Raw genomic sequence first — 14,979 nt, forward strand, 5'->3', positions numbered from 1 at the left:
GCCCTACCCTTTCATCACCTCCATCACCGCCGCGACAAGAACCTCCGGTGCTTCCTGCGGCACGTTGTGTCCGACGCCCGGCACGATGTGATGGATGCGGCGGCCGGTGAATTTCGACGCGCTGGCGCGGCCGTCGCTGGCCGGAAGCACGCCGTCGGAATCGCCATCCAGCGTGACCGCCGGCACTGATATCGCAGGCATCGCGGCCAGCCGCCGCTGCAGGTCGGCATATTGCGGATCGCCTTGGGCAAGACCGAAGCGATGGCGGTAGCTGTGGATCACCACGGCGACATAGTCAGGATTGTCGTGCGCCGCGGCGCTGCGATCGAAGGTTTCGTCATCAAAATCCCAGTCGGGCGACCAGTCCTCCCACAGGATCCGCGCGATCTCGCGGCGGTTGGCGGCAAGGCCGGCACGGCCGCGCTCGATCTGAAAGTAGTATTCGTACCAGAGCGCGACCTCGTAGCTCGGCTCGATCGGCGTCATCGCCCGCGACAGGTCCTGGATCAGATAGCTGTTCACGGTCACGAGACCCACGCAACGCTCCGGCCATAACGCCGCCGCGACGCACGCCGCGCGGCCACCCCAATTGTGCCCCGCCAATACGGCCCGCCTGATCCCAAGCGCTTCCAGCAGCGCGATCACGTCGGCGCCGAGTGCCGCCTGCTCGCCTGAGCGCAACGTGGAGGCATCGCGAAAGCGCGTGTCGCCGAAGCCCCGCAGATAGGGAACAATGACGCGGCACCGCTGTGAGGCCAGTTGCGGCGCGACATCGACGAAGGAGTGGATGTCGTAGGGAAATCCATGCAGCAGGATCACGGGAGGTCCATCCGCGGGACCGGCTTCGTGAAAGGCGACATTCAGGACCCCGGCGTCGACACGACGGAGCGGCTCAAGCGGTGCCGACGACGCTGCGCGGGCGGACTTTTCGGGTGAGCCTTGCGCAAACGCCTTGCCGGCCAGGCCCGACAAGGCCGCGGCAACGATCAGGCGACGCTTGCGATCGACAGAGTCCGGCATCACCTCAAGCCTTGATCAGTTCCATCACCGCCGCAGCAAAAGCTTCCGGCTCTTCCTGCGGTAAATTGTGGCCGGCGTGCGGAACCACCCGATAAGCTTGGCGAGCGCTGTACTTCGCCGCGCTGGCGCTGCCGTCGGTGGCGGCCGTGACGCCGTCCTCGGCACCGTCGAGCGTGATGGTGGGGACCGCAATGACCGGCAGTGTGGCGAGCTTTCGCTGCACCTCTGCATATTGCGGATCACCGTTGGCGAGGCCGAAACGGTGGCGATAGCTGTGGATCACCACATCGACATAGTCGGGGTTGTCAAACGCGACCGCGGTACGTTCGAAGCAGGCGTCGTCGAATTGCCACCTCGGCGACCATTGCGACCACAATAATTTGGCGATGCCGTGCCGGTTGGCGGCGAGCCCGGCGCGCCCGCGCTCGATCTGAAAGTAATATTGATACCAGAGCGGCACCTCGCGCTCCGGCCGCGCCGGCGCCATCGCATGCCCGATATCCTGGATCATGTAACCGTTGGTGCAGACGAGCCCGATGCAGCGTTCCGGCCAGAGCGCTGCCCCGATCGAAGCGGCCCGGCCACCCCAATCGTAGCCCGCGAACACCGCGCGCCTAATGCCAAGGGCATCCATCAGCGCCATCATATCGGCACCGATGGCGGCCTGCTCGCCCGAGCGCGGCGTCGCCTGGTCGCGGAATGTCGTCGGCCCGTAGCCGCGCAGATAAGGCACGATAACACGGCACCCCTGCGCCGCCAGCAAGGGCACGACGTCCACATAGGAATGGATGTCATAGGGAAAGCCATGCATGAGCATCGCTACCGGGCCGTCGGCGGGACCGGCCTCGTAGTAGGCGATGTTGAGCACGCCGGCATCGACGTGACGCAGCGGCTCCAGCCGCCTCGTCGAAGGCGCGCGTGAGGCGGAGGCTTTGTTGGTCACGATGGTCTCCCGGATCTCGATGGCTTGCGCGGCATGGTAGCGCCTCCCGCCGGATTAATCGCCTGGATCGCATTGCGGTCCACGCCATGGAGCGATGCGTCGGCGTCATCATGACGGCAGGCCAATTCCGCGATAGTCTCGCTACGGACGGAACATACCATGATGAGATTGCTCGCCGCACTTGCCCTGTTCGGTGTCTTCGCCACGCACGCCGTAGCGCAGGACGCCCAGCGCAGCGAGTGTCTGGCAATGGCTAATGCGCCGCCGCGGGCGACGCCGGTCAGCCTCCGACGCGTGGCAGCAAAGGCCGACGAGGTCGCGCTCACCTATGCCGGCCATTCGACCTATTATATCGACACGCCGGGCGGCATCCGGATCGCGACCGATTACAACGGCGCCTACCAGATCGGACGGCTGCCCGACGTGGTCACCATGAACCGGGCGCACTCGACGCATTACACGCTGTTCCCCGATCCCGGGATTGCCCACGTGCTGCATGGCTGGGGCGAGAACGGGCAGGCCGCGCATTACGCGGAGCGCATTGGCGACGTCTATATCCGCAACGTCACCACCGATATCCGCCGCTATTGGGGCGAAGGTAACGGCGGCGAGATGATCAAGGACGGCAACTCGATCTTCATCTTCGAGGTCGCCGGCCTCTGCATCGGCCACCTCGGCCACCTCCACGTCAAGCTCGACGACAGCCAGTTCGCGGCGATCGGCCGGCTCGACATCGTGATGGTGCCGATCGACGGCACCTATACGATGTCGCTCGACGGCGTCTCCGAAATCACCAAGCGGCTGCGTGCGTCCGTGGTGCTGCCGATGCACCGCTTCGCCACCCCGCTCGACGAATTCATGCGCCTGATCGGCCAGCAGTTCGAGATCGACCGCCGCGGCGAGCGCACACTGAGGATCTCGCGGGATACGCTGCCGGCAACGCCGACCGTGATTATCCTCGACGGCGTCTGAGGCGCGCTGCGCCTGCCCTGACACGATTTCGTCAGCGGGCCGTTTTCGCGCTTGACCTAGAGTATGCTCTAGCATGTTCATTTGGGCTGTCCGGCGACCACCCGTAACGAGGACCAATCCCATGACGACCACCAGCAAGCTCCCACACCGCAAGCTCGGCAATGACGGCCCGCAGGTCTCCGCAATCGGACTCGGCTGCATGTCGCTATCAGGCGTCTATGGCGCCAGTGACGATACGGCGACGCCCGACTTCATCCGCTTTGCCATCGATCAAGGTATCGACTTCCTCGACAGCGCCGACCTGTATGGCTGGGGCCACAATGAGGAACTGCTGGGCCGCTCGCTGAAGGGCTTGCGCGATCACGTCGTGATCGCCACCAAGTTCGGCCAGGTGAAGACATCCACCGGACAGGGCGTGGACGGCAGGCCGGCCTATGTCCAACAGGCCTGCGAGGCGAGCCTGAAGCGGCTCGGCATCGACACTATCGACCTCTACTACCAGCACCGCATCGATCCGAACGTGCCGATCGAGGACACGGTCGGCGCAATGGCGCGCCTCGTCGAGCAAGGCAAGCTGCGCTATCTCGGCCTCTGCGAGGCCCGTCCCGAAACCATCCGCCGCGCGCACAAGGTGCATCCACTGGCCGCAGTGCAAACCGAATACTCCCTGCTCTACCGCAGCGAGGCCGAAGAGACGCTGCAGACGACACGTGCGCTCGGCATCGCCTTCGTCGCCTATTCGCCGCTCGGCCGCGGCTTCCTGACCGGGCAGATCCAGTCGCTGGCCGATGTCGCAGGCGATCGCCGCGGCGACCATCCGCGCTTTGCCGGAGACAATTTTGCCCGCAACCGCGATCTGGTCGGCCGCATCGAGGCGATCGCGCGCGAGAAAGGCTGCACGCCATCGCAGCTCGTGCTCGCCTGGCTGCTGGCGCAGGGAGAGGACATCGTGCCGATCCCCGGCACCAAGCAGCGCGGACGGCTGGACGAGAATATCGGCGCACTCAATGTGACGCTTTCGCCTGACGATCTCGCGCGGATGTCGGCGGCGATCCCGCCTGGCGCGGTGGCAGGTGAGCGCTATCCGGCCGGTGCGATGAAGGCGGTCTATCTGTGATGGACGCCCGAACACCCCCGCAGGCGATGCCGAGCGCGCTCCACATCGGCGACATCGCGCGCTGCTCCGGGCGGAGCGTGCACACCATCCGCTGGTACGAGGCGCAGGGCCTGATGCCCGGCGTTACCAGAGACCGCGGCCGCCGCAGGGTCTACAGCGACTATCATATCGGATGGCTCGACCTGATGGAACGGCTGCGCCTGACCGGCATGTCGATCAAGCAATTGCGGGAATACACCGCGCTGGTGAAACAGGGCAGCGCGACCTTGCGCAAGCGCCGCGCGCTGCTCGCCCAACACCAGCTGCGCGTCCAGGCCATGATCGCCAAATGGACCGAGGCGCTTACGCTGGTCGACGCCAAGATCGAATTCTACGACGAATGGGTCGCAGGAGGCACGCGGCCGACGGTCTCGCCGCAGCAGCGCGCCCGCGCCAAGCGGTCCGCGACCAAAGGCCTGAGCGCCTAGCTCAATACACATAATCGGATATGCCATGGACGATATGCTTCGGCGTAAACCCTTTGCCATGCGCGCATCGCATCGGCTCACGCTGCTGACGCTCTGCCTGACCGTCATGATCGCGCATCTCGATACATTCATCGTCAATCTCGGCGCGCGCGCGATCGGCGATCATTTCGACGCTGGTGTCGACGAATTGCAATGGATCGTGGACAGCTACAATCTGGTCTATGCGGTGTCGCTGCTGACGGGCGGGATGCTCGCCGACATCTATGGCAGACGCCGGATCCTGATGGCCGGCGCGCTGATCTTCACCTTCGCATCGTTGATATGCGCGGCTGCGCCGACCGCGCTGGTGTTGATCTGCGGGCGCGCGCTCACTGGCGTCGGTGGCGCGCTGATGATTCCGGCCTCGCTTGCGATCATTCGGGTGGTCTGGGATCAACCGAGCGAGCGCGCACGCGCACTCGGCGTCTGGGCCGCATGCAACGGCGTCGCCATGGCGCTGGGGCCGAGTCTCGGCGGGATGCTGATTCCGTGGTTCGGCTGGCGCAGCATCTTCCTGGTCGTCGTGCCGTTCGGCCTGCTGGCCCTGATCATGGCCGGATACGCGATCCCGGAATCATCGGATCCACGGCGGCGCCCGTTCGACAGCGCAGCGCAGGTCCTCGGCGCGCTGGCGCTTGGGAGCTTCACTTATGCCGCTATCAGCGCGCAATCGGCGCCTCGCGCAATGACCGCGGCCCTGATCGTTGCCGTGCTGTCGGCGGCGCTGTTCATCGTGGTTGAGCGGAAGAAGGGCTCCGAGGCGCTGGTGTCGCCTGACATCTTCATGGTCCGCCAGTTCCGTGGCGCCATGGTCGCCACCATGGGCATGACGTTTGGTGGATACGGGATGGTCTTCGTGCTGCCGCTGGCGTGGCAGACGAGCGGACGACTTGACGCTGCCGCAAGCGCCGCAGCCCTGCTGCCGATGTCGCTGGTGTTCGTTCTGGTCTCGCCACTGTCAGGCACGCTGTCGGAGAAGCTCGGTATCCGCGTGGTCACATCAGGCGGCGTGACGTTGATGGGTATTGGCCTCTTGTTGATCGGTCTCGGCGGCCTGCAACCGAACCTCACTCTCGCCGAACTCGGATTGGCCGTGACCGGCCTCGGTCTCGGCCTCGGGTCGGGACCGCTCTCGGCGATGGCCGTCGGCCACGTCAGCGCCGCGCGCGCCGGCACGGCAGCGGCGCTCATCAACGTGGCCCGCATCAGTGGTGCAACGATCGGGGTTGCGATCCTCGGCGCGTGTTACGCCGCAACCGGCGGTGGTCAGGACGGGCTGTTGGTGTCGATGACTGCAGGGAGCCTGGTTCAGTTCGCAGGCGCCGGCGTGGCCTGGATGGTGACACGAAAGGAGGCGCGAGGGCCGGCGCGCATTTGACGCATTGATGCGCGCCTCGCTATCCTCCGCCGAGCCGGCATCGGATCGGCGGCCGACAAGAGCAAGAACAGGGAGCATCATCCATGGCCAGCACTCTGCCCGCGTCCGCGAGCGGGCTTTTCGCCAATCCGCGTGAAGACTGGCTCGCTCAATATACCGAGGAGATCATCGATCCTATCAGGCCGATCGTCGACCCGCATCATCATCTCTGGGACCGCGGCGGATTGCGCTATCTGATCGAGGAAATGCGTGACGACATCGCCTCCGGCCACAACATCGTCGCGACCGTCTATGTCGATTGCCGGTCGATGTATCGCGCCGACGGCCCGGAGGCGTTTCGCCCGGTCGGCGAGGTCGAATTCGCCAACGGCGTCGCCGCGATGGCGGCGAGCGGGGGCTACGGCAAGACTGCGATCTGCGCCGGCATCGTCAGCCACGTCAATCTGCTGATCGGCGACCACGCCAAGGCCGTGCTGGAGGCGGAGATATCAGCCGGCAACGGCCGGTTCCGCGGGATTCGCCACTCCTCGGCCTGGGACGAGGACCCCAATGTGGCCCACATGTATGCGAACCGGCCGAAGGGGATCTTGCTGGATCCCACCTTCCGCAAGGGCTTTGCTTGCCTGGCGCCGCTCGGCCTGAGCTTCGACGCTTGGCTGTTCCACCCGCAGATCGGCGAGCTCACCGACCTCGCCCGTGCCTTCCCCGATACCCGGATCGTACTCGACCATTGTGGCGGCCCGGTCGGCACCGGCCGGTTCGCCGGCAAGCGCGACGAGACCTTCCCGGTCTGGAAGGCTTCGATCCAGGAGATAGCCAGATGTCCAAATGTTGTCGTCAAGCTCGGCGGTCTGGCGATGTGCCTGCTCGGCTACGATTTCCACCTCCGGCCGAAGCCGCCATCGTCGGAGGAACTTGCCGCCGCCTGGCGGCCTTATGTCGAAACCTGCATCGAGGCTTTCGGCCCCACCCGTTGCATGTTCGAAAGCAACTTCCCACCTGACAAGGGTCAATGCAGCTATCAAGTGATCTTCAACGCGTTCAAACGGCTAGCTTCACAATATAGCGAAGTCGAGAAGATCGCGTTATTTTCGAAGACGGCACAGGATGTTTATCGGCTCGATATCGGGTAATCTTGCGACTCATGGATGACGGCATCACCATCCGGCCGCTTCAAGAGGCTGATGCGGAAGCGGTTGTCGTACTTTACGCCAGGGCGGGCGCGGTCGAACCGCGGCTCGGTCCGGTCACGCTGCCGCAATGGAACCAGTTCCTGAAGCTGCCGCAGAACCGCGGCGGGCGCGACTTTCGCGTCGCCGAGCGGAGTGGCCGGATCATTGGCCTCGCCGAATCCTCGTTGCGCGATCAGGGCCCGCACCATTCCCGGTTCCTCAAGATCGTCGTGGCGCCCGAGGCGCGGCGCCGCCGGATCGGGCTTGCGCTGTTCAATGACGTGCTGGCGATCGACACCGATGCCGATCTGGCCGTGCAGACGAAGGTCAGCCCCGACTGGCCGGCCGGAATGGCCTTCGTGTCGGCGTTCGGCTTTGTACATATCGAATCCGAGATCGGAATGAAGTGCGTCGAGCCGCTGCAGCCGGCCCGCACACTTGCAGCCGCCCGTGCCACCATCGAGCGGGTCAGCGACGTAACGACCTGCGCGGCCGAGGTCGCGCGCATCCACAATGCGGCCTTTGCCTCCGACGCCGCGTTCCGCCTGTATTCGCCGGAGGAGATGGCGCAGGTGCTGACGGACAGCGAAGTCTGGATCGCCTCGGAGGAGGGACAGGCGTCGGGCTTCTGCCTGACCGAGCCGGAGCAGAATTCGATGTGGATCGAGTCGGCCGCCGTCGATCCCGAGCGGCAGGGGCGCGGGCTCGGCCAGGTGCTGATTTACCATGTGCTGACCGCCCACGACGTTTCCGTCGAGCATCCCTGCTGGCTGAACGTCTCGAGCCGCAATCCAGCCGGTCTGAAGATCTATCGCCGGCTCGGCTTCCGCCCGCAGCATGAAACCTGCCGCTTCAGCGCCACGCGGGGCGGATTGATCGCCTCGCGTAACCGGCGCTTTCACTAACGCTTACGCCCATTCGCCCTTCCGGAACACCGGCACGCTGCGGCCGTCGGCATGGATGCCGTCGATGTCGGTATGTGCGGAGCCGATCATCCAGTCGATATGGATCAGGCTCTTGTTGCCGCCTTGCTCGGCGATCTGCTGCGGGGTCAGCCTGTCGCCGTTGACGAAGCACTTTGAGTAGCACTGGCCGAGCGCAATGTGCGAGGCAGCGTTCTCGTCGAACAGCGTGTTGAAGAACAGCAGCCCGCTCTTGGAGATCGGCGAGGAGTGCGGCACCAGCGCGACCTCACCAAGCCGGCGCGCGCCCTCGTCGGTGTCGAGCACCTTGTTCAACACCTCCTCGCCGCGCGAGGCTTTTGCCTCGACGATCCGGCCGTCCTCGAATATGACGGAAATATTGTCGATCAAGGTCCCCTGGTACGACAGCGGCTTCGAGCTGACGACATGGCCGCTGACGCGCCGGCAATGCGGCGTGGTGAAGACCTCCTCGGTCGGGATATTTGCATTGCAGACGATTCCATTTTTGGCGGTCGACGCGCCGCCTTCCCATTCATGACCGTCGGCGAGCCCGATGGTCAGATCCATTCCGGGGCCGGAATATTTCAGCGCGTGGAAGCGCTGGCCGTTCAGCCATTCGGTGCGCTCGCGCAGTTTGGCATTGTGCTTGTCCCAGGCGGCGACGGCGCCGTCCTGGTCGACCCGCGAGGCGGCGAAGATCGCGTCCGCGAGCTTGGCAACCGCGACATCCTCGCCATCGTCTGGAAACACCTGCTTCGCCCATGACGCGCTCGGATAGGCGATGATGTTCCAATTGGTTTCGAACGTGACGATCTTCTCCAGCGCCGGCTGGTAAGCGATCGAATTGGCCTTGCTGGCGCGCGCGACCTTGGTCGGGTCTTCACCCGACAGCAGCATCGGATTGTCGCCGACGATCGCAAGCCGCGCCGTGTTGGCGCCGAAAGCCTTCGCCATCCCCTCGTAGAGCCAGTTCGCCGCGCGATCGAAGCTCGCATCATTGGCGTAACGATAACGTGCCAGCGTGACCTCTTCATCCGAATAGAACGGGGTCACCAGACCGGCGCCGGCCTTGTAGGCATGCTCGGCAATCCGCCGCACCAGCGGCATCGCCACCGCGGGCGCGGTCAGCAGCAGATCCTGCCCCGGCTGCAGCCCCAATCCGACCTTCACCGCGACTTCGGCGAGCCGATCGAGTTTCACGGGATCGATCGAGGCGGAAAGATTGCGTTGATGTGCGGTCATGAAGCATCCAGCGATGTCGGTTGAGGTTGACGATTCGTAGTCCAATTCGATCCTTATTCGCAAGGTTCCCGCTGTCACCGCCGATCACGCCAAGGCGAGCGGACGGCCCGAATTTACCGCTTTACTGACGCCAGCACCCGATCGACCATTTGAGGCGCGAGCCCGAGATAATTCTTCGGCGCGGTGAGCCGGTCGATCGTCGCACGATCGATTCGATCAGCCACGCGCGCATCCGCCGCCAGCGCCTCGGCCAGCGTCAGGCCCTTATCATTGGCGACGCGGCAGGCGTCGTAGACGACGTCATGCGCCTCCTGCCGGCCGATCGCCGGAGCAAGGCCCATCATCACGGCTTCGGCGACGATCAGCCCGCGGCTGATGTCGAGATTGACGGCCATTCTCTTCTCATCGACGATGAGGCCGCCCAGCGCGAATTTCGCCTGATGCAGCGCGCCCGCGCTCAGCACAAAACTCTCCGGGATCGCCATCCATTCGGCATGCCACGGGCCGGTGGCGCGTTCGAAATCCTGCACCATTGCGTCGAGCATCAGGCCGGCATGCTGGCGCACCGCCTTGGAGGCAGCCAACATCAATTCCGCCGAGATCGGGTTGCGCTTCTGCGGCATGGTCGACGACGCCCCGCGGCCCTTCACGAACGGCTCATAGACTTCGGCAAATTCGGTCGACGCCATGATCATGATGTCGAGCGCGATCTTGCCGAGCGATCCCGTGACCAGCGCGAGGAAGTTCACTGCTTCCGCGAACCCGTCACGCGCGACATGCCAGGTCGAGACGGGAACGCCGAGGCCAAGCTCCTCGCACAGCGCCTGCTGCACCTCGAATCCCTTGTCGCCGAGCGAGGCCAGCGTGCCGGCGGCACCGGCGAACTGGCCGACCAGCACCCGCGGCTTGAGCTCGGCCAGCCGTTCGGCGTGGCGGTCGAACATCGCAAGCCAGATCGCAACCTTGTAGCCGAAGGTCACCGGCAGCGCCTGCTGCAGATGGGTGCGCCCCGCCATCGGTGTGTCGCGATGACGCTTGGCGAGATCGGCAAGGATGCCGCGTAACGCCGCGATGTCGTCTTCGATGATCTTGAGGCCGTCGCGCAGCTGCAGCACCACGGCGGTGTCCATGATGTCCTGCGTGGTGGCGCCCCAGTGGACGTAGCGGCCGGCGTCGCCGCATTGCTTCACCATCTGATGCACCAGCGGCAGGATCGGATAGCCGACATTGTCGGTTTCCTGCCGCAGCAGATCGAAATCGAGCGCGGCGACGTCGGTGCGTTTTGCGATTTCCTCGGCGGCCTCGGCCGGAATGACGCCACAGCGGGCTTCGGCCTTTGCCAGCGCGACCTCAACTTCGGCATAGCGCGATATCAGCCGCAGGTCGGAGAATACTTCGCGCATCTCGCGCGTGCCGAAGGCGTCGCGGAACAGCACGGAATCGAGAACGGTGGTCGAGGTCGGGAAGGCGGACATGAGCGTATCCTGTTGCCGGTCACAACTCGGCAACGTCCCTATCACGCCCAACGCGGATGCCCTACCCCTCCGCTGGCACCTCGCCGAACACTTCCGCCGCGATCTTGCTGGTTTCAATCGCGGCCGGAACGCCGCAATACATCGCAACCAGCAGCAGCACGTCCTGCACCTGCGCGGCGGTGCAGCCATTGGCCATCGCGCCCTTGGCATGCACCTTGAACTCGGCTGGCTTGCTGCTCGCCGCAGTGATGCCGAGCATGACGAGGCTGCGGATCTGGTCGGAGAGGCCGCTGCGCTCCCAGACATCGCCATAGACATAGGCGTTGATGATGTTCTGCAATGGCGCACCGAAATCGCCCGTGGCCGCCATCCGCTTGGCAACATCGGCCTCGCCGAACATCTTCTGGCGCCGGCGCAGGCCGCGCGCGTGGAGATCGCTGACATCCACCATCTGGTATCTGGCTCCTTGTTTCGAACATTTATACGGACAAATTCCACCGACCTCAATGTGCATGACGATAGCCGACTTGCGTCGTCGATCCATTTGTCCGTATAAACTTGGCCGAAATGACCAAGGGAGGGATCGGGATGAGGTTGCGCCTGGGCTTGCTTGTCGCCCTGTTGCTTTGCGGCCTCGCCACGCTGCCCGCCGCAGCCGACGATTTCCCGCAGCGGCCGATCAAGATCATCGTGCCCTTCCCGCCCGGCGCCGGTCCCGACAACGTCGCGCGGCTGGTCGCCCAGCATCTGCAGGACGCGTTCGGCCAGACCGTGGTGGTCGAGAACCGCGCCGGCGCACTCGGCAGCATCGGCGCCCTGGAAGTCGCGCGCAGCGCGCCCGACGGCTACACGCTGCTGATGGGCACCAACACCACCCAGGCCAGCAACGTCGCGACGTTCAAGAAGCTGCCCTATGACCCGGTGAAGGATTTCGCACCGGTCATCCGCACCACCACAACGGCGATGGTGCTGCTGGTCAACCCGGCATCTACCGCCAAGGACCTGCCGCAGTTCCTCGATTACGCCAAGGCGCATCCCAACCTGACCGCGGGTTACGGTTCGGGCGCGTCGCAGATCTCGGTCGCGCAATTGCAGTCGCGCGGCGGGGTATCGTTGGTCGCCGCATCCTATCGCGGCGTGCCGCAGGCGATGACCGACGTGATGGCCGGCGTGATCGACCTGACCTTCGGCGACTTCTCGGTCGCGATCCCGCAGATTCAGGGTGGCACGCTGCGCGGCATCGGCGTGACCTCGGCGACCCGCAACGAGCTGCTCCCCAACCTGCCGGCGCTGTCGGAAGCGCTGCCCGGCTTCGAGGCCACGATCTGGTACGGGCTGTTTGCGCCGGCCGGCACGCCGGAACCGATCGTCAACAAGATCTATGCCGAGTGCGCGAAATACCTCTCGATGCCGAAGACCCGCGCGACGTTTGCCGACGTCGGGGTGATCGTGGCGCCGCTGGCACCGGCCGAGTTCGGCGCCTTCGTCAAGAGCGAGGTCGTGCGCTGGTCGGCGGAGGTGAAGGCGGCCGGCATCGAGCCGCAGTAAACGGGACTGGCGAGGCCGCGCCATGGACCACAAGACACCGATCGGAATGATTGGCCTGGGGTTGATGGGATCAGCGCTGTCCGCGCGCCTGGTTGACGCCGGAGTGGCGGTGATCGGCTTCGATATCGATGCGGCCAAGAACGACGCGTTGAAAGCCAGCGGCGCCGAATTCGCGGCTTTCGCGGCTGACGTCGCGGCGCGATGCCGCATCATCGTCATCGCGGTGTATGACAGCGCCGAGGTCAAGGCCTTGCTGCCCGATATTGCGAACGCGAAGCCGCCGCCGCTGGTGATCTGCACCACGACCTGCGCGCCCGGCGAGATCGCGGACATCGCCGAATTCGCCGCCCGGTCGCACCTCGCCTTTGTCGAGGCACCGATCTCGGGCACCAGTGCGGAAGTGCGCGCCGGAACCGCAACGGCACTGGTCGCCGGCGACGCCTACATCATCGCAACAGCCGCGGGGACGCTCGACATCCTGTGTCCGCAGCGGATCGATGTCGGCGCGATCGGCAACGCCAGCCGCACCAAGCTTGCGATCAATTTGATCCTGCAGAACAACCGCGCCGCGTTGGCCGAAGGCATCGTCTTTGCCGAAAGCCTCGGCCTCGACGGCGCAACCTTTCTTGCGACTGCACGACAATCGGCGGCATATTCCGCCGTGATGGACAGCAAGGGCGAGAGGATGCTGGCGCGGGATTTTTCGCCGCAATCGCACATCACGCAGACCCTGAAGGATGCCGAATTGATCCTGCGCGAGGCCGATCTGCACGGCTTGTCTTTACCGATGACGGCGACACAGACTGACTTGCTGCGCGCGGCGATCGCGCTGGAAGGCCCAGACAGCGACAGCGCCGCCGTGATCGAGGCCATCCGTGCCAAGCGCGGCCAAAGCGGGGGACGTGGATGATCAACTGTGCGATCGCAGGCCTCGGACGCTGGGGCCGTGCGCTGGTCGAGGCGGCGCACCACGAGCCGCGGCTGAGGATTACGAGCGCGGTGGAACCCGACATCGCGCACGCCGAGGATTTTTGCGCGGCGCATGGCCTCAGCCCCGCGACGTCCCTGGACGCCGTCCTCGCCGACCGCGATATCGACGCCGTGCTGCTGGCAACGCCGCATTCGCTGCACAAGGCTCAGGTGATCGCGGCGGCCGCTTCCGGCAAGCAGGTATTCTGCGAGAAGCCGCTCGCGCTCAGGCGCGACGATGCTGCCGAGATGTTCGCGGCCTGCCGCAAGGCCGGCGTGGTGCTTGCGGTCGGGCACAACAGGCGATTCTGGCCTGCGATGCGGGCGCTGCGCGCGATCGTCGCAAGCGGCGAACTCGGCACCATCCTGCATGTCGAGGGCCACAACAGCAACGAGAACTCCCAAGGCATTACCCAGGGATGGCGGCTGTCGCCCGAGGAATCGCCGGGCGGCGGGCTGACCGGCGCCGGCCTGCATGTACTCGACGGCTTCGTCAGCCTGCTCGGTCCGGCGCGCCAGGTCTATGCCCGGTTGAATGCACGCGAGGCCGGCCCGCCGCCACTCGATACCGCAATACTCGCAATTGAATTTGTGAATGGCGTCAGTGCAACCCTTGCGACGGTGCGCGCAACACCGTTCTATTGGCGGGTGCATGTGTTCGGGACGAAGGGATCGGCTGAGGTGCTCGACGAGGTGACCATGGTGCTGCGCAAGTCCGGCGCGCTGCCCGCGATGACGCGCTATCCGGCATGCGACGCGCTCGCGGCGGAACTGTCGGCCTTTGCCGACGCGGTCGAGGGCAGACAGCCATTCCCGGTGCCGGAAGCGGACGTGCTGGCAACCTTGGCCGCCTTCGAGGCGGCGCTGCAGTCGATGCAAACGGGACATCCGGTGGCATGCCAGTGAATTCTCATGGCTGATACTCCGGGCAAGGCCAGATCGTCCCGCTACCGCGACATCGCCGCCAGGCTGCAGAAGGACATCCGGCTCGAGACCTACGCGGTCGGTAATCTGCTGCCGACCGAAACCGAGCTGATGGCGAGCTACAAGGCGAGCCGCCAGACCGTGCGCGAGGCGCTGCGCATCCTGATCGAGCAGGGCCTGATCGTGCGCCGTGCCGGCCTCGGCTCGGTGGTGATCGCCGCCGAGCCGCCGGTGCTGTTCACCCACAGCGTCAAATCGCTCGGCGAGTGGCTGCGCTATTCCAACGAAACCTATCGCGACGTTGTAAGCAGCGGCGACATCGTCGCCGACCGCAAGCTCGCAGCGCACTTGAAATGCGAACCCGGCAAGAGCTGGTTCCTGATCGAGGCGGTCCGCCGCTCCGACCAGTTCGCCGCGCCGCTCGGCTGGACCGAGATCTACGTGCTGCGCAAATTCGCCGATGTCGTGAAGCGAACCGACCACGGCCGCACCCCGGTGCACGAGCAGATCACCAAGATGTACGGCCAGGTCACCGAGCACGCGCAGATGGAGATCTTCGTGCGGGGCATGCCGGCGCCGATCGCGAAGGCGCTCGGTGTCAAGACCGGCTCGCCGGCGTTGACCGTGGTGCGCCGCTACTACGGCCAGCGCGAGGAGCTGTTCGAGGTCACCATCACCACGCACCCCGAAGGGCGCTACACCTATACGATGGACATGCAGCGCTCGCAGCGCCCGCGGCTCTAAAGCGTTTTCAAGCGAAGTGGATACCGGTTCGCGTGAAGAAAACGCG

At 65.2% G+C, this 14,979-nt stretch carries 14 protein-coding genes and 1 pseudogene; 10 read left to right on the forward strand and 5 right to left on the reverse strand.

Annotated elements, in window-relative coordinates; translation table 11 throughout:
* Positions 1–3: 3 nt before the first annotated feature.
* A complete protein-coding gene (locus UP10_RS27915; RefSeq protein WP_082077282.1) occupies positions 4–1,020 on the reverse strand; it encodes an alpha/beta fold hydrolase in 1,017 nt (338 codons plus the stop codon).
* A gap of 4 nt (positions 1,021–1,024) precedes the next feature.
* Complete coding sequence (locus tag UP10_RS27920) at positions 1,025–1,963, reverse strand: alpha/beta fold hydrolase (RefSeq protein WP_044590431.1); 939 nt, start codon at positions 1,961–1,963, stop codon at positions 1,025–1,027.
* Positions 1,964–2,122: 159 nt separating this feature from the next.
* On the opposite strand from UP10_RS27920, the gene UP10_RS27925 reads away from it, so the two are divergent.
* From UP10_RS27925 to UP10_RS27950, 6 genes are all read left to right on the forward strand, one after another.
* Positions 2,123–2,935, forward strand: coding sequence for an MBL fold metallo-hydrolase (locus UP10_RS27925; RefSeq protein WP_044590432.1), 813 nt, complete (start codon positions 2,123–2,125; stop codon positions 2,933–2,935).
* A gap of 121 nt (positions 2,936–3,056) precedes the next feature.
* Positions 3,057–4,052: an aldo/keto reductase gene (locus UP10_RS27930; protein WP_044590433.1), complete on the forward strand. Its 996-nt coding sequence runs from the start codon at positions 3,057–3,059 to the stop codon at positions 4,050–4,052.
* A complete protein-coding gene (locus tag UP10_RS27935) occupies positions 4,052–4,519 on the forward strand; it encodes a MerR family transcriptional regulator (protein WP_197086907.1) in 468 nt (155 codons plus the stop codon). Before UP10_RS27930 ends, UP10_RS27935 begins: the two co-directional genes overlap by 1 nt.
* A gap of 25 nt (positions 4,520–4,544) precedes the next feature.
* Positions 4,545–5,936, forward strand: a complete 1,392-nt coding sequence (locus UP10_RS27940; RefSeq protein ID WP_044590435.1) for an MFS transporter — start codon at positions 4,545–4,547, stop codon at positions 5,934–5,936.
* Positions 5,937–6,019: 83 nt separating this feature from the next.
* Entirely contained in the window at positions 6,020–7,069 is a 1,050-nt protein-coding gene (locus tag UP10_RS27945) for an amidohydrolase family protein (RefSeq protein WP_044590436.1), read from the forward strand.
* 11 nt (positions 7,070–7,080) lie between these two features.
* Positions 7,081–8,013 carry a GNAT family N-acetyltransferase gene (locus UP10_RS27950; RefSeq protein ID WP_044590437.1) on the forward strand — a complete coding sequence of 311 codons (933 nt, stop codon included), beginning with the start codon at positions 7,081–7,083 and terminating at the stop codon, positions 8,011–8,013.
* A 3-nt stretch (positions 8,014–8,016) separates the two neighbouring features.
* On the opposite strand, the gene UP10_RS27955 is transcribed toward UP10_RS27950, so the two are convergent.
* The 3 genes from UP10_RS27955 to UP10_RS27965 all read right to left on the reverse strand — a co-directional run bounded on the left by UP10_RS27955 (position 8,017) and on the right by UP10_RS27965 (position 11,199).
* Entirely contained in the window at positions 8,017–9,273 is a 1,257-nt protein-coding gene (locus UP10_RS27955) for an aminopeptidase (protein WP_044590470.1), read from the reverse strand.
* Between the two features lie 113 nt (positions 9,274–9,386).
* On the reverse strand, positions 9,387–10,748 hold the full coding sequence (gene pcaB, locus UP10_RS27960; RefSeq protein ID WP_044590438.1) for a 3-carboxy-cis,cis-muconate cycloisomerase: 1,362 nt from the start codon (positions 10,746–10,748) through the stop codon (positions 9,387–9,389).
* 61 nt (positions 10,749–10,809) lie between these two features.
* Positions 10,810–11,199, reverse strand: a complete 390-nt coding sequence (locus UP10_RS27965; protein WP_050043827.1) for a carboxymuconolactone decarboxylase family protein — start codon at positions 11,197–11,199, stop codon at positions 10,810–10,812.
* Positions 11,200–11,336: 137 nt separating this feature from the next.
* Between UP10_RS27965 and UP10_RS27970 the strand changes: the two genes are divergently transcribed.
* The 4 genes and pseudogenes from UP10_RS27970 (at position 11,337) to UP10_RS27985 (ending at position 14,933) form a co-directional block, all read left to right on the forward strand.
* Positions 11,337–12,296, forward strand: coding sequence for a Bug family tripartite tricarboxylate transporter substrate binding protein (locus tag UP10_RS27970; protein ID WP_044590472.1), 960 nt, complete (start codon positions 11,337–11,339; stop codon positions 12,294–12,296).
* Positions 12,297–12,309: 13 nt separating this feature from the next.
* A pseudogene (locus tag UP10_RS27975) lies at positions 12,310–13,206 on the forward strand (NAD(P)-dependent oxidoreductase); the annotation flags it as partial.
* Positions 13,203–14,171 (forward strand): Gfo/Idh/MocA family protein, encoded by a 969-nt coding sequence (locus tag UP10_RS27980; protein WP_044590440.1) that lies wholly within the window; start codon positions 13,203–13,205, stop codon positions 14,169–14,171. The pseudogene UP10_RS27975 and the gene UP10_RS27980, both read left to right, overlap by 4 nt.
* 6 nt (positions 14,172–14,177) lie before the next feature.
* Positions 14,178–14,933 carry a GntR family transcriptional regulator gene (locus tag UP10_RS27985; protein ID WP_044590441.1) on the forward strand — a complete coding sequence of 252 codons (756 nt, stop codon included), beginning with the start codon at positions 14,178–14,180 and terminating at the stop codon, positions 14,931–14,933.
* The last annotated feature ends 46 nt before the right edge of the window (positions 14,934–14,979 follow it).

Source organism: Bradyrhizobium sp. LTSPM299 (assembly GCF_000938235.1).
Lineage (GTDB): Bacteria > Pseudomonadota > Alphaproteobacteria > Rhizobiales > Xanthobacteraceae > Bradyrhizobium.